The organism is uncultured Treponema sp., from assembly GCF_945873775.1.
In the GTDB taxonomy this organism is placed as follows: domain Bacteria; phylum Spirochaetota; class Spirochaetia; order Treponematales; family Treponemataceae; genus Treponema_D.
Window position 1 is genome coordinate 1 of the sequence record NZ_CAMCEC010000002.1, and the last position, 21,507, is coordinate 21,507.

The following is a 21,507-nucleotide window of genomic DNA, read 5'->3' on the forward strand; positions in this document are numbered from 1 at the left end:
GACATTAATATACCGCGCCTCCACCCTCCTTGTCAACACTAAATTTCCTTTTTTTATGATTTTTTCAAACTTTTTTTGTGATTTTCTCAGTTTTTTTTGCTTTTTATGCAAAAGATTACCGTGTCAAGCCACGAAGATGACAGATTGGATTGCCGTGTCGGGGCACGGCAATGACAGGTTGCCTTTTGTCATTGCCTGGCGTAACTGGGCTATCTCTTTCACTCACTCGGAGGAATGTCGCCGTCGGTGCAGATTATGGTTGCTCTGGACAGCGCGATGTTTCCATTTTCTCCATAGGCTTGAACACTGCTAATATTAGGCTTGACTTTTGTTTCCCAGTCGGATTTTGTACCTTGATATTTTACCGTCTTTAGATTTGTACAAGAGTAAAATGCAGCTATACCTATTTCTGTAATGCTGGCGGGAATTGTTATGCTTTCGAGCGAGGAACATTCATAGAAAAGTCCGACTGACAGTTTAGTCACACCGTCCGGAATCACGATATTCTTAAGGTTGCTGCAAGACATAAAAGCACCAGACTGACCAGAATTATCTTCTTCAAATTCCTTCAACGTGGAAGGAAGCGTTACATCTACAAGTGAACTGCAATATTCAAATACATAATATCCTAAACTTTCCACTCCCTCGGGAATTACGATTTTTTCTAGTGAACTACAGCCATTAAATGCCCTATAAAGTTTTCTCAAGGATGAGGGAAGCGACACATTCTTCAGGCTTGTACAGTTTTCAAAAGTAGCACCAAGTTCCTGAACGCCTTCCGGCACGACGATTTCCGTCAAGTTAGAGCATAAATTGAAGGCGAAATTCCCAATAGAATCAAGCGTTTTTGGCAGAACCACATCCACAAGATTTATACACGTATTAAATGCGTAGACTTCAATACTTTTGACGCTTTGTGGAAGAATGATTCCCGCAAGATTTTCGCAGTTAAAGCTAGAATTGCCCCTGAACGCATTATCCGGAATCGCCGTAAGGTCATCAGTTCCGCTCAGGTCAAGTATGATTCTTGCATCCGAGCTCTTTTCCAGCAACGCCAAAAGCGCATCCACTATTTTAGAAGGAGTATCTATGTCAGTCTTTGCCAGATAGTCCGCGACGTTTCCCACAACACTGACCGTATGCACGCCGCTTTCTGTAATGCCTTCGATTTTTTTGAGCGCGTTCTCAGCCGTAAGTCCCCACTTTGCGTAGAGAGTAAGGTCTGCGTCCAGAGTGATTTTTTCGCCGGCCGCATAGTTTTTGCCGGTCGCATTCGGCTTTGTATTCCAGCCTGCAAAAGTGTAGTCAAATCCGTTTTCGGTAAACTCAGTTCCAGCCGGGAGCGTGATTTCAGTTCCAGTAACTTCGGTAATGCTTGCGATTGTGCCAGTTCCGCCGTTCACGTCAAAGGTTACGGTGTAGGTTACTTTTGGTGTTTCGGGATTTGAAGGATTTGTGTCTGAGCCGCCGCCGTTTCCGCCGGAATCTGAAGGATTTTCTACAGGCGTTGTTACTTGTCCGTTGTCGTCATCCGAGCCGCTTGAGCCGTCCGAACAAGAAGTGAATGAGAGCGCAAAGCTAAATGCAAGAATGCACGCTATGACCGCATGGGGGGGGTAAAGAACTTGTGGTTGATTTTCATTTTGTCTCCATAAAAATATAATTTGTTGTGTTTTATAATTATAGTATGTTTATTTGAAATGACAACTTAAATTGAAGAAAAAGTGAAAAAAGTTTGTCTAGCAAAGGGGATTGCCGTGTCAATGCACGGCAATGATAAATGAGCAAAATGAATATTAAAACTTGTCATCTTCGGGCTTGCCCCGAAGATCTATTGCATAGGATTCCACAGTCTAATCCAAGGAATGACAAAGCGTTTTCAGCTGCTTTTCTTTAAAATCACAAAACTTTTGGCTTCCATGGTGTTTGGAACAAAATCTTTTTGCTCTGGTTTTCCGCTTAAAACATCTATAGAATTCGTAAATCCGGCTGAATCGATTCTTGCAGAAGAATCCGTAGCGTTAAAATATATGCAGAATTTTCCGGCAGTATACTTTGTAAATCCAGGAAAAATTGTCTGCGCTGAACAATCAGTTTTTGAGCCGAACGAATCAGAATTTTCCCGGCGGAAGGCAAGAAGACCTTTATACGCATTGAAAATATCAGAATAGCGCGTTTTAAATTCCAAGTCGATTTGATTTATTTCATCGCTCGAATTGTAGCTGTTTTCATTTCCCTGCTTTGTGCGAAGAAATTCTTGGCCGCCGTTTAGAAAAGGAGTTCCCTGCGCAAGAATGATATACGCCGCCGCAAGGATGTCCTGCCTTTTCACTTTTTCAAGCCCGTCATTTCCGATTGCCTCAAAAAGATTTCCTGAATACGAAGTTTTTTCAAGATACGAAATTGCAAGCTTGTCAAACAAAGTGTAGTTGTCATGGCATTCAACGTAATGAATTGAAAGGCTTGGAATGCCACTTGGATTCCGGTTGTTTTTTCCAGTCGCGCCAAGAAGTCCTTTTTCAATTTCTAAATCGCAGAAGTTTCCCTGAACCTGCCCCTTCGCAAATCCGCCGAATTCGCTTCCTTTTATTGCGTCTCTAAAATCATCATTGAACGCTCCGACTCCGCAATTTTCGCCGCAAGCAACTGAACCTGGGCATCCATTTTTTACAGCGCATTCTCCGCCAGTCCAAGGCTCTCCGTAAACCATTACGCACGGATCAATTTTTTTCAGCTCGCAGAAAATTTCCGACATCGTTTCCTGCTCCTGAACGCCCATAAGATCAAAGCGGAATCCGTTTATATGGAAATCTTTCATCCAGTGCTTGAGTGAATCGAGCACATATTTTTTTACCATTTTGTGATTTGTGGCAATTTCGTTTCCGCAGCCTGAACCGTTGGAATATCCGCCTTCAGAATTAAGCCTGTAAAAATATTTTGGAACAGTCATATCATAAAGCGAATTGTTTTCCGTGCCGTCAGTGTGATTGTAAACAACATCCATTATCACGGCGATTCCCGCGTCATGGAACGACTTTACCATTTGCTGCATTTCTTTTACAGCCTGAAGTCCGTCAGTGTATCCTTGCGAAACGTAGCGGCCTTCTGGAACGTTGTAGTGAAAAGGATTGTAGCCCCAGTTGTATGAAAGATCTGAATTTTTTTGCGCATAATCGAACATCGGAAGAATCTGAACATGAGTTACGCCAAGCTCTTTTAAATACGAAATTATTTTTGGATCGGTCATCTCAAGAAATTTTCCAGTTGAAGCCGGATTTACAGCGCGGCTCCAGTCCCGGATGTGCATTTCATAAATTACAGCTTTTGAATAATCAGTTTCTTTAAATGGATTTTTATATTCAGATTTTTCCATGACTGCGATTTGAGAGGCAACAGAATCCGGAGATGCGACTGTGTGCCAAATGTCAGCAACTTTATAAACTTCCGCGCCAAAAGAAATTTCATACTGATAGTAAGAACAGCCTTCATAAGAGCCGCTAAAAAACCAGATGCCTTTTTCCTTGCGTTCCATTTGCTTTGCGACGCATAATTTTTTTGCAGCTGAATCTTTAAACAGCAAAAGACGAACATTGTCAGCGGTCGGCGCCCAGCATTTAAAAGACGCAGAAGTTCCGTTAAGTGTTAAGCCAAGGTCATTTCCGTCGTAATAAAAATCGGAATCAATTGATTCTGCGGAATTTTCATTTGAATAATATTTTTTGTCCACATTGAAATTATACAAGAAATGAAACAAGTTTCAATGCGGATTTTTTCAGCCAGAAATTTTAAATCGACTTTAATTCAGCGGAAACAACTTTCCATTCGCCGTTTTCTTTTGCAGCTTCAAGCCAAGCGTATTTTCCTTCAAGAAGCGGACCGGGATTTATGACAGTTGTAGATCCAACTTTGCAAATTCCTGCGCTTTCGTGAATGTGCCCGGTAACAACTGCAAGCGGCTTGTACTGCTCAATAAACTGCGTAAAAAGCTGGCTTCCAACATGAATGCCTCCTGAAATTTTATCGCAGTCCGTGTTCTTTGGAGGATTGTGGCTAACCGCAATCAAGTTGCTCCATTCCTGCTCACCTTGCTCCGTGATAATTTTAAAATCCTCCATGAGTTCTTCTTCTGATTTTTCATTCGGAGTTGTGCCGGTGAATTTACTTCCGCCGCCGCTTCCTGCAAACGCAAGTCCTTCGTACATCACAAGCTGTTTTTCTACGGAAATATCACGCTTTTCAGTTTCTTCAATAAAAGAAGGATTGTCGCAGTTCCCGATTACAGAAAAGATTGTATCGTGCTTGGAGCAAAGTTTTTCAAGAGCAGGAAGTCCTGTTTCCTCGCTGCCAAATTTTGCAAAGTCGCCGGCAAAAATAACGCCGTCCGCCTGCTTAAAAATTTCATTCATTTTATCAAGAACTTCTAAATTTCCGTGCAAATCTGATATTACTAAAAATTTCATTTTAATGCCTCCGAAAAAATTGATTTAAATTTCAGCAAGAACTTTTTTCAGTTTGTCCATTTGTTCTTTTGTTCCAATCGTTATGCGCACGAAATCTTCAATGCCCGGCGTGTCAAAATGGCGGATAAGAATTCCGGCTTTTTTTACAGCTTCGTAAATTGAAGTTCCGCTTATTCCATCTTTTTTTGCAAAAATAAAATTTGTCTTGCTTTCAATAACAAACCAATTTTTTGAACGCAAAAATTCAGTGAGAAGGTTTCTTTCATTCACAATTTTTTTTGCATTTTCTTCATAATAAGAATAATTTTCACAAGCGGCTTTTCCGGCTGTTTGCGCAAGAAAATCAACTGGAAAATGATTGAATGAATTTTTTACTGTAAAAACTGAATTTATAAGTTCTGGATTCGCAACGGCAAAACCAAGTCTCATTCCGGCGAGCGAAAAACTTTTGCTGAACGTGCGCACAATGACAAGATTTTTGTAATCCTTTAAAAGTGAAAGGCAGCTTTCTTCACCAAAATCCGCATAAGCTTCATCAACAACAAGAATTCGATCCGAAGAATTTTTTTTCAGGAGAGATTCAACTTCCGCGCGCTTCAAGGCAATTCCAGTTGGAGCATTCGGGTTAGCGAAAATTATCGAGCTGTTGTTTTTTTCAGACTCGGAAAGCATTTTGTCTGTGTCCAAACTCCAGTCATTTTTTAGCGGAATTTTCTGCATCGGAATATTGTAGAATCCGCAGTAAACGGGATAAAAACTGTAAGTAAACTCAGGAAGAACAAGCGGACAGCTGCTGCCAAAAAATGTATAAAAAACAAAAGAAAGAACTTCATCGCTTCCATTTCCGCAGAAAATCATTTGCGGAGTTATTTTAAATCCAAGTTCATTTTTTGCGTTCTGGGAATTGCAAAGAACTCCGCCTGTGGAATTCAGCATATCGGCAATCGCAGTTCTAAGTTCAACTGAATCTGGATCTGGATAAAGTCCAAGTTTTTCACGGTGGCAAGACGCAGCTTTTTTTACAGCTTTTGCAACGTTCTTGCTCGGCGGATACGGATTTTCATTTGCGTTCAGCTTAATATAAACTCTGTCCTTTGGCTGCTCGCCGGGAACATAAGGATGAAGATTTTCTAACCGTTCAGATAACATTTTTACCTCGAAAAAAAATATGCGGATTCAAGATTTATAAAACCTGCCGCATAAAAAGCAGCAGATTTTTTTTAGCTAAATTTTAAATGATTTTAGTCTTTCGCAGGCTTCCTGAATATTTTCGCGGTGTCCGAATGAACTGAAGCGGATAAAACTTTCACCGCTTGGTCCGAATCCTGCGCCCGGAGTTACAACTACATTGCACTGGCTAAGAATCTGATCAAACACGTCCCAGCTTTTCTTTCCCGGAAATTTCGCCCAGACATAAGGAGCGTTTCCGCCTGAATAAACTTCAACGCCCATCGCCTTGAAATTTTCACTTTCCAAAGCAGAGCGGATCAATGCGGCGTTTTCAAGATAATAGCTTATTGTTTCCTGCATTTCTTTAAGGCCAGTTTCATCCAATGCTGCAAATCCTCCAGCCTGCGCAATATTGCTTGCTCCGTTGAATGCAGTGTTTGTTATGCGCGCCCAAGCGTCTGCAATTTTTGAACCATCGTCAAATTTTAAATTTTCTGGAACTACGCACCATCCAAGGCGGACTCCTGTAAATCCTGCTGGCTTTGAAAATGACTGCATTTCAATTGCACAGTCTTTTGCGCCTTCAATTTCATAAATTGACTTAGGAAGATTTTCATCACAGATAAACGCTGAATACGCCGCGTCAAAAAGAACAACACATCCATTCGCTTTTGCAAACTTTACAAGCTCGGTGAGATTTTCTTTTGTTGCAACTGCGCCGGTAGGATTGTTCGGCGAGCATATATAAATCAAGCTGTCTTTTTTTACAACAGACAAATCCGGGAAAAATCCGTTTTCAGGAAGACACGGCATATAAGTTATGTCCTTGAATCCGTTTTCTGTAACAGGCTCTTTTCCGCCGGCACCAGCCATTACAGTTCCGTCAACATAAACCGGATAAGAAGGATCTTGAACTGCAACATTCACATCCGCGCCAAACATTGCCTGAAGCCGTCCAAGGTCGCACTTTGCTCCGTCCGAAACAAAAATTTCACTTGGCTTGATTTCGCCATTGTAAATTGCCTTTGAAATGCGCTCACGAAGTTTTGGCATTCCTGCGCTGTCATCCTGATAGCCTTCATAGCCTTCTTTTGTGCCAAGAGCTTCCACAAAATTTTTCATTTCTTCAACAATGTGAGGAGCAAGCGGCTCTGTTGTGTTTCCAATTCCAAGGCTGATTATTTTTGCTTCTGGATGCTGAGCCTGAAACGCCTTTCGTCTTTTTGCAATTTCAGGGAAAAGATAGCCTTTTGCAAGATTTGTGTAATTTTTGTTTCTCTTTATCATTTTGATTTCCTCTGTTCAATTTTTGAAAAGTTTAGCATTTTTGCAAGTTTGCTACAATGAAAAAATTAAGGCAAAAAAACGACCTTCTGAAAAACAGAAGGCCAAAAACGAAGGAGGTTTATGTAATAAGGAAAATTATTTTATGCGGTAAGTTTCAACCATGTATCTGATTGAAGTTCCAGTGTCATCTTCAAGAGTTTTCTTTACAACGAAGACAAGGCTTTTTCCTGATTTGTCTGCAAAAATTCTTTCAATCTGATATGCAGTTATTCCCTTGCGCTCAAAATCTGGAGTTCCAACAGCAAAAGAAGAAACTGTGTTTCCAGAAGAATCTTTTTTTAGAACTTCAATAAAAAATTTCGACCGGCAATTTTTTCCGCTTCCATTAAAAGACGGAACAAGGCGCACGTGATAAAGAATTCCGGATACGTCGGAAATTCCTTCAAAATCCTTGAACACAATTTCTTCTGTAGGAGATTTTGTTTCTGACTCGCGCAAATATAAAAGTGTTCCAACTCCGGCTGGCTTTGCGTTGTACTTTGAAATTTTCCAGTTGCATTTTGCCTTTAAATTTTCATAAGCAGTTTTTCCTGAAATATCCAAGGAAGAATCTCTTGACTTGAAAACTTCGCCTTTTACAAAATCATTTGCGGCAACATCAACCGTGTAAATTTCCGCCCAAGGCTCGTAAGTTTTATCTGTTTTTCCATACTGGCCAAAAAGATAATATTTTCCGTCCTCAGAAAAACCTATATCGTCAAAAGAAGCGGCGTCTCCTGCAAATGAACTGCACACGGCAAAAAAAACAGAAAATGCGCAAACTAAAATCTTTTTCATTTTATTCCTCCCGGAAAAAACTTCGCAAGAAAATGCTGGAAGTTCCCACAGATAAATTTTCGGCAAGCAAAAATAAATCTTTAGGAAAGAATTCCGCAGAAAGGCAAAACAGTTTCCCTTGATAAAAAGAAACCGCTGGAGTATTCTTTAGACATGACTTTAAAAAACAAGAACAGAATTTTTCTTTTTCTATTTATATTCAGCGCGATATTTTTTTTGTTCAATATTACAGTTCTTTGCATTGCGGCTGCGGCAAAATCAATAGTTCCGCCGATAAACCCGATGCGTCCGTTTGTTCTTATTCCAAAAGGCGGATTGTGTCCGTACAATTTTAATTCATCGCTAGCGGCAATAATTACATTCAGTCTTTCAGCTCCAGCACTTTCAATCGCAATCTTCAAAGGATTTGAAAAAACGCCTTCTCTTGAAATTTTATTTTTTTCCGGATTCATAATCAGTTGCGTTACAGAAAGCGCAAGAATTCTTTTGCCGCTGTTTGGATTCTGGAAAACAAATTCACTTTTTTTAATTTACATCGGACGGATTGTGGCAGCCGGAAGATTTCTTGCGCCGATGAGTCTTTTCTTTGCGACAGTTTTTTCTTCCGCGGAAGAACTTCAAAATGCGGAACGGAATATTTTTATTTTGCTTGCTTCAACTTGCGCATTCGGATTTTTTTATCCAATGGACACAACTATAACAACTTCAACTTGCACAGTTCTTTGGGGCTTTAGAAAATTTTTTGCGGTCATAAGAGTTTTTATTGTTGTTGTAACAATTTTTTCAGTTTTGGCAGAAGCATACACAAAAGGAATAAAAGGGATTTACATAAAGGCATTTGGCGTTGTAGTTCTTGCGGCCGGCTATGGACTTTTATGCAACACAGACTGCTGGCTTGAATTTTTTATCGCGATTATTCTTTATGTTTCAGGATGTTTTCTTTACTTAAAAACCGTTCACTATTTGGAAAATACTTGGAACTAACTAGCAAAGCAAATACTGAGCCAATCCGCCGAGCAAAATCGGAATAAAAAGATTGTCAAAATCTTTTAACGGAAGAATTTCAATAAGCATTCCGGCTCCTGCAATTATGAGCGAAACCTTTGTTATGTCCGCTTGGCCTTTAAGCATAAAAAAGCAAGCAAGATAGCACGAAATAAAAATCGCAGTAAAACAAGTGAGGCTTCCTGCAACCGTTTTTCCTTCTGTAAACGGAATCTGAACTCTTCCAAAAAGTTTTCCAGCAAGACTTGCAAGTCCATCTCCAAATGCAAGAGCGTAAATTCCAATTGCAGCCGGAAGTTTTTCCCACAAAATCGCGCTCGAAATAATTCCCAAAACTAGCGTTACAGGACCTAGAACAAATTTGTTTTCATCGCGTTTTCTGGCGGCAGCTTCTGTTACAGCGGAAATCAAAAAAACTTCTTTTCCATTCAGACGCAGAATTTCCGCAGCAGAATAAAAAGCAACCAGCGCAAAAAGACAGACAATAGTCGGCTTATATGCAATCCAAAGAAAACATGGAACAAACGCGCTGCACAGATGAATCGACTTTCTGAAAAGCTCTTTTAAAATTCCAATTATTTTTTGGCGAGAAATTATTCCGCTGTATTTTTTTGAGAAAAGAGCCATCATAATTACTCCAGTCCTTCCTCTCCATTTAAAAGCCGCGGAATTTCTGTATAGATTTCAGGTTCGTATCCAGAAACAGGGCGCGTTATGTATTTTATATTTTGCTCGGCAAGATTTGAACCGTCAAGCCTTATCATCGTTGTCTGGTTTCTTGTCATTGCGTCCCATGCTCTAAGACTTTCCTGCAAACAAACAATTGACTTTGCATTCAACGAGCTGTTTCCTGTTGCAGACGCAATTCTTGAAAGCGTAACTCCAAGATTGTTAGAAGCCTTCATGTAAGTGTCAACAATATCAGCATGGTCATCGCGAATCTGCGGAAGCACAACTCCATATTTTTCGCGTTCAACATCAAGAATAGAAAGAAGCCTTTCGTAATATCCGCGCGCAATATAATTGTCTCCACTCAAATTCAAAGTGTTCGCAAGGGCAAGCAAAAGATGAGTGTCGTTTTCATTTGTGTCCTGGCTTTTTATAAATGAGCCCAAGGCGGCAGGATAATTTCTATTCTGATACTGAATATATCCAATTCTATAGCGCACAGATGAAGTGTCGTGCTTGTTGTTCACCGCGTTCTGATAATTCTTTAAAGCAGCCGCATTATCCCCGGAAATAAAATAGTCCAAGTCCGCCAAATCAGAATATAAAGTTCCGACATTTTCATCGCTTTCAAATCCGCTGGAATCACGCTCGCGCTCAAAAATTTCAATTCCCTTTCCGTACAATTCTTCCGCAGTAAGATATTCACGCTGATTCCGCATTTCTTCGCCCAAAAGCCTGACTGCATTTATATATTTGTAAGTGTCCTTGCGGTTTCTCTTTGGCTGATTCTCAAAGGAATTTATAGAAGCCTCAAGAAGTTTTGCAGCATTGCGTCCGCTTCTAGTTTCAACAAAATAACGTCCCATGTTGTAAAGCGCAACTGAATTTTCCGGTGCAGATTTCAGCGCAGTTTCCAAAAGCTTTCTGACATCTTCTATAGAAAATCTTAAATTTTCTTCTGACGGCCGAAGTTTTCCATAACGCTTGTCGAGCATATATCCGCTAAGCTCAATCAAGTCCTTTGAAGAAAGAGCATTCTTTTTTCCCATCAGAATATTTTTGTACATAAGAACTTGGCGCAAATTATCTGTGCGGATAAAATATCTCATCTGGCGTGAAAGATAAAGGTCGTTGATTCCGTAAAGCTGAGTGAGCAAATCGTACTGTTCTTTTGCCAAAGGAAATTTTTCAGCATTTCTGTCCGAAGCCCATTCAAGGTACAAGTCGCCCAAAGCAAGCAAAGCGTCTGAATCATTTATGTGATAATCAAGAACTTCACGCTTTAAAATCCGCTCGCCTTCCTCGTAGTTGTACAAATCTGAAGTTTCCATGTCCGCCCATTCAAGTCCGGCTTTTTTGTCATGATTGTAACGCTGAAGAATTGCGCGGTACATCATTCTGGAACGGTCGTACTGCCTGTGATTTCTGTAGCCCTGGGCAAAACGGAAAAACCATTTTTTTACAGGTTTATATGTCAAAGCCTGATTGAATTTTTTTTCAGACTGAGGATACTGATTGTCCTGCAAAAGCGCGTATCCCTGTTTGTAAAGGCTGCTTGCTCTTGCCGGTTTGTAAATAAAATTGTTTGTAAGCGTAAAAATACAGAAAACAAGAATCGCAGCGGCAGTTGTAAAAATCGCGCTAGGAATTATTCTGTTTTTAAGCTGATACTCAATTGATTTTTTGTAGGCTTCATATTCGGCGGCGGAACGGCGTTCAAAATCCCGCGGAACATCGAGCGAAATATCAAGGAGCTTTTCAAGTTCAGAGGCAACTTGGCGCGCAGGAGCTTTTCTCAAAACTTTTTCAAGAACTGAAAAAATTGCATCGTCTGTAAATTCATTTTTTACAACAAAATCTTCAAGCGCAATTCTTACATTCAGTGGATAAGTCGCAAGATTTTTCTGGAATCTTTTGTATTCCGCATCTGTAAAAGTGTTCTTTGGCTTTTCACTTTCTTTGGCTTCCGCGGCATTGGAAAAATCAGCAGTCGCAACATCTGGCTTTTTTGTAAGGTCGGCAGTCGCAATGTCAGAAAATCCCGGAATATGAAATTCGTCATCGCCATCAGAATCAACTCCGCCAAGCTCAAATCCACTGTCTTCCTGATTCGAAAAGTCAAGGTCGTTTATGTCGCTCGTGTCAAAAGTTTCAACTGGCTCATCTTCTGGAACATCCATTTCCGGGGAAAAAAGTTCGCCATCAGTTGCGGCCGGAGCAGAAGCATTTTGCTCTGTATTTTCATTTTCTGACTTGTCGAAATTCGGCACAGAAAGTTCTTCGTTAAAATCAGGCAAGGAATCCGCATTGTCCGACGGCATATCAAAATCAGGCAAATCAATGTCAGAAAAATCGTCAGCTTTAGTTTCTGCATTTTCTGCGGAAGGCTCTGAAATATTTTCTTGAGGCGCATCAGAAGTTTCTGATTTTGGCTCAGAAGAATTTTTGTCATTCAAGCTGTCAAGGTCAAGCGAACCCAAGTCAAGTGAATTTTCATCCGCAGGAATTTCTTGCGAAATTTCTTCTTTCTTGATTTCTGGCTTTTTATCTGCTGAAGGAAAATCCATCTCGCCAATTCCGCTCAAGGAATCTGCAAGAGAATCGGTGTCAAGATCCGGCAGAACATTTTCCTGGCTCGAATCAGATTCAGACGGCATATCAAAAAGCGACTCGTCAAAAGCAGTTCCGTCCGGCTCTGAAGCAGGAATAGAATTTTGAGGAGCAGAACCAGCATCAAAAGAATCCATGTTAAAAATATCAGGATTTATAGATTCTTCGCTTTCTTCGGATTTTTTTTCATCATTGGAAATTTGCGGCTCGTCTTGCGCTTGAGGCTCCGGGCTGGATGCAAGAAGAGATTCCAAGTCCATGTCTTCAATTCCAATTTCTTCTGGCTCTGGTTCAGGCTCCGGCTCTTTTTCGTCTTCAAATTCAGATAAGTCAAGATCGGACAAATCCATGTCGCCGGCAGAAGGCAAAAGATCTGAAACATCAGGAACCGCCTCTTCTTCAGTTGCAGCCGGTTTTTGCTCAGAACTAGATTCAGAATCATCGTCCATAAAATCAGAAAAATCGTTTGCTTCACGCTTGCGTTCTTCTGCGGCCGCGGCAGCTTGCGCCTGATCTTCTTCTGAAAGAGCAGGAAGTCCATTTACAAAATCTTCAGAATCATCTATGTCTGCGACATCTTTGGGGATTTTTACTGTTACTGGTTTTTCTCCGCGGGCAGCCCGGATTTTTACTTCATCACCGAGATTCAACATATCCGAATTAAACTGCTGCAGCTGCTTTAGTCCTGGCATGGTTAAAAATTATACTCCTCAAAGCGACATGGTTTCAAGTCTAATATCGGCACACAAATCCGCCGAGTTTAGAAAATTGAAATCAGGGAAGTTTCAGCTAAAAAAATAGAATTCAACTTTAAAATAAAAAATTCCGAAAATACATATATGAAGAAATTACTTTGCGCTATTTTTTCAGTTTTTCTTTTTTTATCTTCTGCGGAACTTTTTTGCGCGGAATCAAAAGTCATGCTCACAGATGAAGAACTTGACTACGCCGAACTCGTGAACACAATTCAAGATGTTGGCTCTCCATATCTCAAAGGTGACTATGCAATTTTCACATCAAAAAGCAACGCGCGCCACATTGGAATCGCATTTGACTTTGAAGGATTCAAGACAATCCATTCATTCAAGATAAAAAAATTCATCGACATGGAATACAAAGAAGCCGGCTCAATTTATTTTTATATTTTAAAAGTTCCCAAAAATGTTCTTGAAATAAATTACAGGCTGATTATAGACGGACTTTGGACAATTGATCCGCTCAATGATGAAACCGTTTTCAGCAGGGAAACAAATCTTGTGCTTTCACATTTTAATGCATCGCGTGAAATTCCGCAGGTAACTGAAAAAATCAGCGGCGGAAAAATTCGTTTTGTCTACAAAGGAAAATCCGGACAGAAAGTTCGTGTAGGCGGAAACTTTACAAACTGGGACAGCTGGATTTACCAGATGAGCGAAGTCGCGCCGGGAATCTATCAGTTTGAAATTCCGCTTCCGCCTGGAAAATATGAATACGCCTTTTACACTGGAATAAATTCTTTTCCAGACTCAGGAAATCCTCAGAAATGCTACACTCCCGATGGAAAAACAGCATCTCTGATTGTCCTGGACTAGAACTTAAATCCGCCCGGCATATTAAAGCCTTTCGGAAGATTTGGCATAGAGCCGCCCATTCCCATAGCTCCCATTTGCTGCATAAGCTTTGCCTGCGCGCCGCGGTTGCGTGCAAGTTTTTTCATTGTGAGCTTTGTCTTTTCAAACTGCTTTATAAGCTTGTTCACTTCCTGAACACTTGTTCCGCTTCCTTTTGCAATTCTCTTGCGGCGGGTAGGACCAATAATCAAATGGTTCATTCTCTCTTTGTATGTCATGCTTTGAATAATAGCTTTTTGATGCTTCATTCCAGCCTTATTGATTTGCTCTTCGCTGATTTGTCCAGAAAGTCCAGGCATCATGTCAAGAAGCGATTTTATGCTTCCCATTTTTTCAACTTGCTCAAGCTGCTCAAGCATATCCTGCAACGTAAATTCATTGCGCTGCATTTTTTTCTGCATTTTAAGAGCAGCTTCCTGATCCACAGTTTCCTGGGCTTTTTCAACAAGCGAAACAACATCGCCCATTCCAAGAATTCTGCTTGCAATTCTGTCTGGATGGAAAGGCTCAAAGTCTTCTGTTTTTTCGCCAGTGCCAATAAAGAGAATCGGTTTTTGCGTAATCGACTTCAAAGAAAGAGCCGCACCGCCACGCGCATCAGAATCAAACTTTGTAAGAATAACGCCGGTTAGTCCGAGCTGCTCATCAAAACTTTTTGCAATGTCAACAGCATTCTGGCCAGTCATGGAATCCGCAACAAGAACAGTTTCCACAGGATTAAGTTTCTTTTTTATAGAAACAAGTTCAGTCATCATGTCTTCATCAATCTGAAGGCGTCCGGCTGTATCGACAATTATTGTATCAAGTCCGTTTTTCTTTGCAAAATCAACTGAATGCTCCGCAACTTTTACAGCGTCTTTTGAGTCTTCTTTGTAAACAGGAACTCCGATTTTTTCGCCAAGGACACAAAGCTGCTCAACCGCCGCCGGACGAATCAAGTCGCAGGCAACAAGCAAAGGCCGCCTTCCATCTTTTTTAAGACGAGCCGCAAGTTTATGTGCCGCAGTTGTTTTTCCCGCGCCCTGAAGACCAAGCAAAAGAATTACAGACTGAGTGTCAGGACCTTTTAACGCAAGGTCAGTTTTTTTATCGCCGAGCATCGCCGCAAGCTTGTCGTAAATGATTTTTACAAACTGCTGGCCTGGATCTACTGCCTTTAGAACTTTTTCTCCTTTTGCTTCTTCAATTGTGCTGTTTACAAACCGGCGGACAACGCGCAAATTTACGTCCGCTTCCAAAAGAGCCATTTTTATCTGCTCTACGGTTTCCTCTATATTTTTTTCTGTAATTGAAGATTTTCCGCTTAAAGTGCGGATTATTCCGCTGAAAGTTCCTGTTATTTTTTCAAGCATTTTTTACTCCGTTTTTGAAATATCGCTATCTGTTAAGCAAAAGCTCTTTAAGGCATTCTTCCGCATTGATTTCCTTATTAAGAACTTTGTACAAGGCATTGCAAATAGGAAGCTTAAGATTTTTCTGCTCCATAATTTTATGCACATATTTGCAGGCAATCGCGCCTTCCGGCAAATATCCGACTTTTTTTACATTCGCAATCAAATCATCAAGATTTTTAAACTGATCCAGCATTCCGGTTTTTATCAAGTCCTGTCCGAATCTTCTGTTGCGCCCATATTTCGATTTGCAAGTTACATCAAGATCTCCGACTCCGCTGATTGAAGTGAACGTAGCCGCATGAGTTGCGCCCATTGCAAAACCAAGCGTCTGAATTTCATTAAGTCCTGCCGCCATCAAAAGGCTTTCCGTGTTGTCTCCAAAAATCGGACTGTTTTCAGCAAGAGCATCCATTGCCCCGTAAACAACAGCAATTACGTTTTTAGCAGCCGCGCAAACCTGAACACCAATCGTATCAAAAGAAGCATAAGCCATGATTCCTTTTACGCGCAAAAGATCACGCATACGAACCGCATTTCTATGATGCTGGCTTGCCGCAATGAGTCCAGTTATTTTTCCAAGCGCAACTTCCTCGGCGTGGCTAGGTCCGGCAATATAAACTGTCGCATTTTTATAGCATTCAGGAAGCGCCTCTTCCATTGTATCCAAAACAAATTCAGGAGTTCCAGATTCAGAAGGAACAAAGCCTTTTGTCAATGCGCCGATTATTGTAGAGCCGTCCGCAATATTAGGAACATCAGTAAATTTTTTTATTGTAGAAGCAAGATAAAGAGAAGGACTTCCCATAATCAAAAACTGCTTTCCCGCAGCAACAGCCCTTATGTCAGAACTTGCAGTCATTGAAGGCTCAAGCGCATATCCCGGAAGATACCTTTTGTTTTCATGCTGATTGTTTATAGACTCAACAACGTCTTCTTCCATTGCCCAAAGCTGAACTTTATGTCCGCCGCGCGCAATCGCAGTTCCCAAAGCTGTTCCCCAGGCACCCGCTCCAATTATTCCAACTTCAAAAATTTCCATATCAAATTCCCTTGATAAAGCTGACTGAATTTTACTCTTCAACCTAATTTGCAGCTAGCTCAATATTACTACAGAAAAAACAATTCCTCAATGCAAAAAAAATCAACTTAAGAGAAAAACAAAAAAAGGCACTGCAATGAGACAAAATGCGCCTATGCAATGCCTTGTAATTTTAATAGAAAGAATTAATACCAAATTCCAGCCTGGTCTTCCCAGTCAACAAGTTCTTCTGGCTTAAAGAACAATGCGATTTCTCTTTCTGCGCTTTCATCGCTGTCTGAAGCATGGATTATATTATGAGAAGTATGGCAGCAGAAATCTCCACGGATAGTTCCCGGAGCTGCTTCTGCAGGATTTGTTGCGCCAGTAATTTTTCTAACCAAAGTAACGCAGTCATCGCCCTGCCAAACCATCGCAACAACAGGACCGCTTGTTATGTAATCAAGAAGCGGATCATAGAAAGCTTTTCCCTTGTGCTCTGCATAGTGCTGGGAAGCAAGATCCTGGCTTATATTCATAAGTTTCAGTCCGATCAGTTTAAGACCTTTTTTTTCAAGGCGGCTAACAACTTCACCCACGAGCCTGCGATTCAAAACACCAGGCTTTAACATTGTAAAACATCTTGTACTCATATTCTGATTTTAACAGAAATCCCCTTGTTTTTCAACGGGTAATAGACTTTCGCAAAAACCTAATCTATACTAGCAGCAGAATGACTATAGAAAAAAAGGAAATCATCGAGCTTCAAAAATCCGTAGAGCGAAAAATCGAAGAGCTTCAGCTTTCTGCCAAACCAGATTCAGCTCAAATATTCGATTTGAATATGCTTGACTCAAACATCTCGCTTTTTCTTCTTGCCGCGGAATTCAAAGATGACCCGGTTGAATTAAAGCCGAGCGACAAGCTGATTATAGAAGCATTAAAAAAATTCAGAAGCGGCTCAACAAAAGAAATCGATATTGAAACTTTCGCAAAAGAAGCCGCAACTGCCGCAAACGAAATTTTAAGTTTAATAGATCAGTTTGAAGAGCGGATTGAAGATTCCACGGAAAAAATTTTCTGCACAAATTTAAAAGCCCGTCTGGATTCCGCATATAGTTTAATTCAGCAGATTGCCTTTTTAAAAAATGAAGGAAAGAAAAATCTTAAGCTTTGGCAGACACAGGAAATTCCGCTGCCTGTTTCAAATGCCGGAAAAATCCTTGGAAAAATAAAATCCGAAAAAAAAGCAGCCGCTTCCCGCGCAAACGGAAAAAAAGGCGGACGTCCTTCAAAAAATCCCCAGCAAACAAAAAAAGCCGCTGCCAAAAAGACAACGGCTAAAAGAACAAAATCAACTAAGTCTGTTTAATTTGCAGAACCTACAAGGCACATCCATTCGGCTTCAGCGCAAAGAACATCGCCTACAAAAGCTTTGCCCGACTGCTTTACCATTTTTGGGCTTACACGCAAGTTTGTAACTTCCATTCTTACAGTGTCGCCCGGACGAACCTGATTGCGGAATTTAACCTTGTCAACTGTAGCAAGGAAAAACAAGCTGCCTTCAGCAAAAGTTTTCTGCAAGCTCAATGCTGCTCCGCCACCCTGCGCCATAGTTTCAATAAGAATTACGCCTGGAACTACAGGATACTGCGGAAAATGTCCTTTAAAGAAAAAGTCTTCGTCTGTAAATTTTCTTGTGCAGACGCAGCCTTTTTCATCGTAGCTTTCAATTGAATCCACAAATAAAAACGGTTTTCTGTGCGGAAGAAGGCTTTCTATATCAGTAAATCTTTCCATGTTTTTACTCGCTGACTTTTTTGAATACAACAATTCCGTTGTGTCCGCCGAATCCGAAGTTTCCGCTCATAGCAACATCAATATTCATGTCGATTCCTTTGTTCGGTGTGTAGTCAAGGTCGCAGCCGCCTTCAACATCAACTTCATCAAGGTTGATTGTCGGAGGAATATATCCTTCCTGAATTGCCTTTACGCAAACCATAGCTTCAAGAGCGCCGGCATTTCCAAGACAGTGTCCGTGCATACTCTTTGTTGAAGAAATGTGAAGTTTTTTTGCAGCCTCGCCGAACGCCATGTGGAGCATTGCAGTTTCGCCAGAATCATTCAAGTGAGTTGAAGTTCCGTGCGCATTGTAATATGTAACATCTTCTGGTTTTACTCCGGCATCTTTCATTGCCAAAGTCATTGCGCGTGCTCCCATGATTCCGTCTGGATTAGGAGCTGTAAGATGATAACCGTCGCAAGTTGCGCCATATCCGGCAAATTCAGCATAGATTTTTGCACCGCGGGCTTTTGCGTGCTCGTATTCCTCAAGAACAAGAATTGTCGCGCCTTCACCCATAACAAATCCATCGCGCTGCTTATCAAACGGACGGCAAGCTTTTGAAGGATCGTCTGCCCATTTTGAGCTCAAAGCCTGAAGAACTGTAAAGCCCAGGTTTGCAAATCCGTTCTGTGTAGATTCAGCACCGCCGGCAAGAATAATGTCGCTTCTTCCTGCGCGGATATTGTCCAAAGCCTGTCCAAGTGCGTCTGAACCAGAAGCGCAAGCTGTAGCGATTGTATGCGCAACTCCGTGAAGTCCAAACTTTATGCTGATGTTCGCAGCGGCTTCATTCGGAATAAGCTGAGGAATTGTCATTGGAGGCATACGCTTAAATCCAGAGTCAAAATAGCTTTTCATGCTTGATTCTGTGATTTCAAGTCCGCCGATTCCAACTCCAAGATAAACAGCGGCATTATCCAAGGCTTCCTTGTTGTCTGTAAGATTTGAATCATCCAAAGCCATTTTTGCAGCGGCTACAGCATACTTTGAAAATCTTGCCATTTTGCGTGCTGACTGAGGATCCATGTATTTGTCAGCTTCAAAATTCTTTACTTCGGCAGCATATTTTACTTTAAAAGCAGAAGCATCATAATGTGTTATAGTTGCGATTCCGCTTTTTCCAGCTCTTATAGAAGCCCAAGTTTCTTCAACGCTGTTTCCGATTGGCGAAACACATCCAAGTCCTGTTACAACAACTTTGCGCATAATTTTCTCCATAAAATAAATTAGTTAATTATAGTAGATAAACTTATAAATGAAAGCCTTAGGCTCCCATTCCACCATCAACACCAATAACCTGAGCAGTTACGTAAAGGCTCAAGTCAGAAGCAAGGAACAATGCCGCATTTGCAACATCTTCAGGCTTTCCAGCTCTCTTTAAAGGAATTCCTTCAATCCAAGCCTTGCGGATTTCTTCTTTTACAGCATTTGTCATGTCTGTTTCAATAAATCCTGGAGCAATGCAATTTACACGAACACCGCGGCTTCCAACTTCCTTTGCAAGCGATTTTGAAAACGCAATAAGTCCGCCTTTGCTTGCAGAATAATTCACCTGGCCAGCTCCGCCATGAATTCCAACAATTGAAGCCATGTTGATTATAGAGCCTGATTTTTTGTGAATCATATCACTTGAAACAATCTGGCAAACAAGAAAAGCCGAAGTAAGATTTACGGCAAGAACTGAATCCCAGTCTTCCTTTTTCATTCTAAAGCTCAAAGTGTCGCGTGTAATTCCTGCGTTGTTTACAAGAACATCAAAACCGCCAGACTCGCCAAGCGCATTTTTTACCGCCGCTGTAAGAACTTCCGCATTTCCAGCGTCTGCATAAAATTCATGGAAAGCAGTTCCGTTTTCCGCTGCAAGTTTTTCAAGCTCAGCTTTTCCTGCGGATTCTTTTGTGCACATTCCCCAGACTTCGCATCCATTTGCAAGAAAAACTTCAACAATCTTGCGTCCGATTCCGCGTGAAGAACCAGTAACCAAAGCCTTTTTGTTTTTTAAAAGCATATTATCCTCATTATTAAAGATTATTTACAGATTCAGCTGTGTTAACTGGCAAAACTGCAATCGAAGCGTTGTAGTCAGTGTTTCCCCAAAGTCCAGAAAGAACTTTTCCAGGTCCAACTTCAAGAGCAGCCCACTTGCCAAAACCGTCAGCTTTCATAACAGAAGCAAGGCAGTCCTCTTCGTCTGTCCAAAGGACTGGATTTGTAAGATGAAGAACTGCGGATTTTTTTGCTTCCTCGCCGGAAACACATTCTTTTCCTGTTACATTTGAAAACAGCTTGATTTTAGGATCGTTGAACTTAACATCTGCAATAGCTTTTTCAAATTCCACAGCGGCATCCTGCATCAAAGGCGAATGGAAAGGACCTGCAACCTTTAAGCGGACTGCACGGCGCGCGCCAGCTTCAGAAGCAGCTTTTTCAACAGCAGCAAGAGCATCAAAAGTTCCGCTTACAACAGTCTGCTTTACACTGTTCATGTTTGCCGCATAAGCATCTTTTATACCGGAAGCAATTTCTTTTACTTTTTCAGGAGGAAGTCCAAGAACCGCTGTCATTCCAGGCGCATGGCCTTCATTTTTCGCCGCGATTTCCTCGCATACTTTCTGCATTATAAGTCCGCGCTGGCGTACAACTTTTACAACATCTTCAAATGACAAAACTCCTGCAGCGTAAAGAGCCGGAAATTCTCCAAGGCTGAATCCCATTGCCGCAGAAGGCTCAATATTTTTATCTTTTAAAGCAGCCATCAAAGCAAGAGAAGCCGCTGTTATGGCAATCTGGCTGTTGTCAGAACGGCTGAGTTCCGCCGCATCTGATTCCCACAAAAGTTTTGCCATATCTAAATTTACAATGGAAGAAACATCATCAATAACTTTCTTTGCCGAAGAAAAAGATTCAGCAACGTCTTTTACCATTCCTGGAGCTTGTGCGCCTTGTCCTGGAAACAAAAATGCGTATTTTTCAGCCATAATTACCTCTTCTATAAATTTTATTTTATTATGACAAAAAAAGACAAAATGTCAAGTATTTTCTTTTAAACGAGCCTCTGTTTTTCTGTGCAAAAATGAAATTCAGTAAAAACAAAAAAAGCCCCTGCATTTAGCAAGAGCTTCTATAGAATAGATAAAATAAACTATTCAGTTAAAATCTTTATAACTTCCGCTTTGTCCTGAGTATTCAGAATCTGAGCGCGCTTGTCAGCAGATTTAAACAAAAGGCTAACTTCAGCAAGGAACTGAAGATGCGGACCAGTTTTGTTTACAGGCGACAATGTCATAATAAATATACGGCAAGGCTCCTGATCCAAGCTGTCAAAATCAACAGGATTGTCTGAAACTCCAATACAAGCAACCAAGTCAGAAACTGTGTCAGTTTTTCCATGCGGAATTGCAATTCCATGCTTCATACCGGTAGACATCTTGCGCTCACGGTCAAGAACACACTCCTTTGCAACTGCTTTATCTGTTACTTTCCCGGCTTTCACGAGAATATCGAGAAGCTCGTCAATAATTTCTTCTTTTGTAGTTCCCTTTAAATGAAGGTCTACTGTGTCAGGTGTTAATACAGTTCTTAAGTCCATATTAATATCTTA

General features: G+C 40.9%; 20 protein-coding genes and 1 pseudogene. 4 read left to right on the top strand and 17 right to left on the bottom strand.

The window, feature by feature from the left end; genetic code table 11:
• Positions 1-218: 218 nt before the first annotated feature.
• Positions 219-527 carry a leucine-rich repeat protein gene (locus Q0N70_RS01500; protein WP_294013305.1) on the bottom strand — a complete coding sequence of 103 codons (309 nt, stop codon included), beginning with the start codon at positions 525-527 and terminating at the stop codon, positions 219-221.
• A gap of 39 nt (positions 528-566) precedes the next feature.
• Positions 567-1,409 (bottom strand): annotated as a pseudogene (locus tag Q0N70_RS01505) (leucine-rich repeat protein); the annotation flags it as partial.
• Positions 1,410-1,455: 46 nt separating this feature from the next.
• On the opposite strand from Q0N70_RS01505, the gene Q0N70_RS01510 reads away from it, so the two are divergent.
• Positions 1,456-1,620: a hypothetical protein gene (locus Q0N70_RS01510; protein WP_294012777.1), complete on the top strand. Its 165-nt coding sequence runs from the start codon at positions 1,456-1,458 to the stop codon at positions 1,618-1,620.
• A 259-nt stretch (positions 1,621-1,879) separates the two neighbouring features.
• Here the strand turns inward: Q0N70_RS01510 and Q0N70_RS01515 are convergent, their stop codons facing one another.
• From Q0N70_RS01515 to Q0N70_RS01535, 5 genes are all read right to left on the bottom strand, one after another.
• Complete coding sequence (locus tag Q0N70_RS01515) at positions 1,880-3,727, bottom strand: alpha-amylase family glycosyl hydrolase (protein WP_294012780.1); 1,848 nt, start codon at positions 3,725-3,727, stop codon at positions 1,880-1,882.
• A gap of 58 nt (positions 3,728-3,785) precedes the next feature.
• The gene (locus Q0N70_RS01520; protein ID WP_294012783.1) at positions 3,786-4,460 is read right to left on the bottom strand and encodes a metallophosphoesterase; all 675 of its coding nucleotides are present in this window, start codon (positions 4,458-4,460) and stop codon (positions 3,786-3,788) included.
• A 24-nt stretch (positions 4,461-4,484) separates the two neighbouring features.
• Positions 4,485-5,609, bottom strand: a complete 1,125-nt coding sequence (gene hisC, locus Q0N70_RS01525; protein WP_294012786.1) for a histidinol-phosphate transaminase — start codon at positions 5,607-5,609, stop codon at positions 4,485-4,487.
• A 75-nt stretch (positions 5,610-5,684) separates the two neighbouring features.
• Positions 5,685-6,917: an LL-diaminopimelate aminotransferase gene (locus tag Q0N70_RS01530; RefSeq protein ID WP_294012789.1), complete on the bottom strand. Its 1,233-nt coding sequence runs from the start codon at positions 6,915-6,917 to the stop codon at positions 5,685-5,687.
• Between the two features lie 135 nt (positions 6,918-7,052).
• Positions 7,053-7,754, bottom strand: coding sequence for a DUF2259 domain-containing protein (locus Q0N70_RS01535; protein ID WP_294012792.1), 702 nt, complete (start codon positions 7,752-7,754; stop codon positions 7,053-7,055).
• Positions 7,755-7,907: 153 nt separating this feature from the next.
• Between Q0N70_RS01535 and Q0N70_RS01540 the strand changes: the two genes are divergently transcribed.
• Positions 7,908-8,738 (top strand): hypothetical protein, encoded by an 831-nt coding sequence (locus Q0N70_RS01540; RefSeq protein WP_294012795.1) that lies wholly within the window; start codon positions 7,908-7,910, stop codon positions 8,736-8,738.
• Here Q0N70_RS01540 and Q0N70_RS01545 read toward each other — a convergent pair whose 3' ends face one another.
• Together Q0N70_RS01545 and Q0N70_RS01550 are read right to left on the bottom strand one after the other, a co-directional pair.
• Positions 8,739-9,389, bottom strand: coding sequence for a phosphatidate cytidylyltransferase (locus tag Q0N70_RS01545; RefSeq protein WP_294012798.1), 651 nt, complete (start codon positions 9,387-9,389; stop codon positions 8,739-8,741).
• Positions 9,390-9,391: 2 nt separating this feature from the next.
• Positions 9,392-12,691, bottom strand: coding sequence for a hypothetical protein (locus Q0N70_RS01550; protein ID WP_294012801.1), 3,300 nt, complete (start codon positions 12,689-12,691; stop codon positions 9,392-9,394).
• 186 nt (positions 12,692-12,877) lie between these two features.
• Here Q0N70_RS01550 and Q0N70_RS01555 point away from each other — a divergent pair, with 186 nt between their 5' ends.
• Positions 12,878-13,609, top strand: coding sequence for a glycogen-binding domain-containing protein (locus tag Q0N70_RS01555; RefSeq protein WP_294012804.1), 732 nt, complete (start codon positions 12,878-12,880; stop codon positions 13,607-13,609).
• Here the strand turns inward: Q0N70_RS01555 and ffh are convergent.
• The 3 genes from ffh to ndk form a co-directional block, all read right to left on the bottom strand.
• Positions 13,606-15,000: a signal recognition particle protein gene (gene ffh, locus Q0N70_RS01560; protein ID WP_294012807.1), complete on the bottom strand. Its 1,395-nt coding sequence runs from the start codon at positions 14,998-15,000 to the stop codon at positions 13,606-13,608. The genes Q0N70_RS01555 and ffh overlap by 4 nt on opposite strands.
• Positions 15,001-15,025: 25 nt before the next feature.
• Positions 15,026-16,081, bottom strand: coding sequence for an NAD(P)H-dependent glycerol-3-phosphate dehydrogenase (locus Q0N70_RS01565; protein WP_294012810.1), 1,056 nt, complete (start codon positions 16,079-16,081; stop codon positions 15,026-15,028).
• A 185-nt stretch (positions 16,082-16,266) separates the two neighbouring features.
• Complete coding sequence (ndk, locus tag Q0N70_RS01570) at positions 16,267-16,713, bottom strand: nucleoside-diphosphate kinase (RefSeq protein ID WP_273352696.1); 447 nt, start codon at positions 16,711-16,713, stop codon at positions 16,267-16,269.
• 80 nt (positions 16,714-16,793) lie between these two features.
• On the opposite strand from ndk, the gene Q0N70_RS01575 reads away from it, so the two are divergent.
• Positions 16,794-17,432, top strand: coding sequence for a hypothetical protein (locus Q0N70_RS01575; protein ID WP_294012817.1), 639 nt, complete (start codon positions 16,794-16,796; stop codon positions 17,430-17,432).
• Here the strand turns inward: Q0N70_RS01575 and fabZ are convergent.
• The 5 genes from fabZ to Q0N70_RS01600 form a co-directional block, all read right to left on the bottom strand.
• Positions 17,429-17,860: a 3-hydroxyacyl-ACP dehydratase FabZ gene (gene fabZ / locus Q0N70_RS01580; RefSeq protein ID WP_013700668.1), complete on the bottom strand. Its 432-nt coding sequence runs from the start codon at positions 17,858-17,860 to the stop codon at positions 17,429-17,431. The two genes, Q0N70_RS01575 and fabZ, sit on opposite strands and share 4 nt — an antisense overlap.
• 4 nt (positions 17,861-17,864) lie before the next feature.
• A complete protein-coding gene (gene fabF, locus Q0N70_RS01585; RefSeq protein WP_294012828.1) occupies positions 17,865-19,112 on the bottom strand; it encodes a beta-ketoacyl-ACP synthase II in 1,248 nt (415 codons plus the stop codon).
• Between the two features lie 58 nt (positions 19,113-19,170).
• Positions 19,171-19,914, bottom strand: a complete 744-nt coding sequence (gene fabG, locus Q0N70_RS01590; protein ID WP_294012831.1) for a 3-oxoacyl-[acyl-carrier-protein] reductase — start codon at positions 19,912-19,914, stop codon at positions 19,171-19,173.
• A 13-nt stretch (positions 19,915-19,927) separates the two neighbouring features.
• Positions 19,928-20,884, bottom strand: coding sequence for an ACP S-malonyltransferase (locus Q0N70_RS01595; protein WP_294012834.1), 957 nt, complete (start codon positions 20,882-20,884; stop codon positions 19,928-19,930).
• A 164-nt stretch (positions 20,885-21,048) separates the two neighbouring features.
• The gene (locus tag Q0N70_RS01600) at positions 21,049-21,495 is read right to left on the bottom strand and encodes a PTS sugar transporter subunit IIA (protein ID WP_013700664.1); all 447 of its coding nucleotides are present in this window, start codon (positions 21,493-21,495) and stop codon (positions 21,049-21,051) included.
• Between the last annotated feature and the right edge of the window lie 12 nt (positions 21,496-21,507).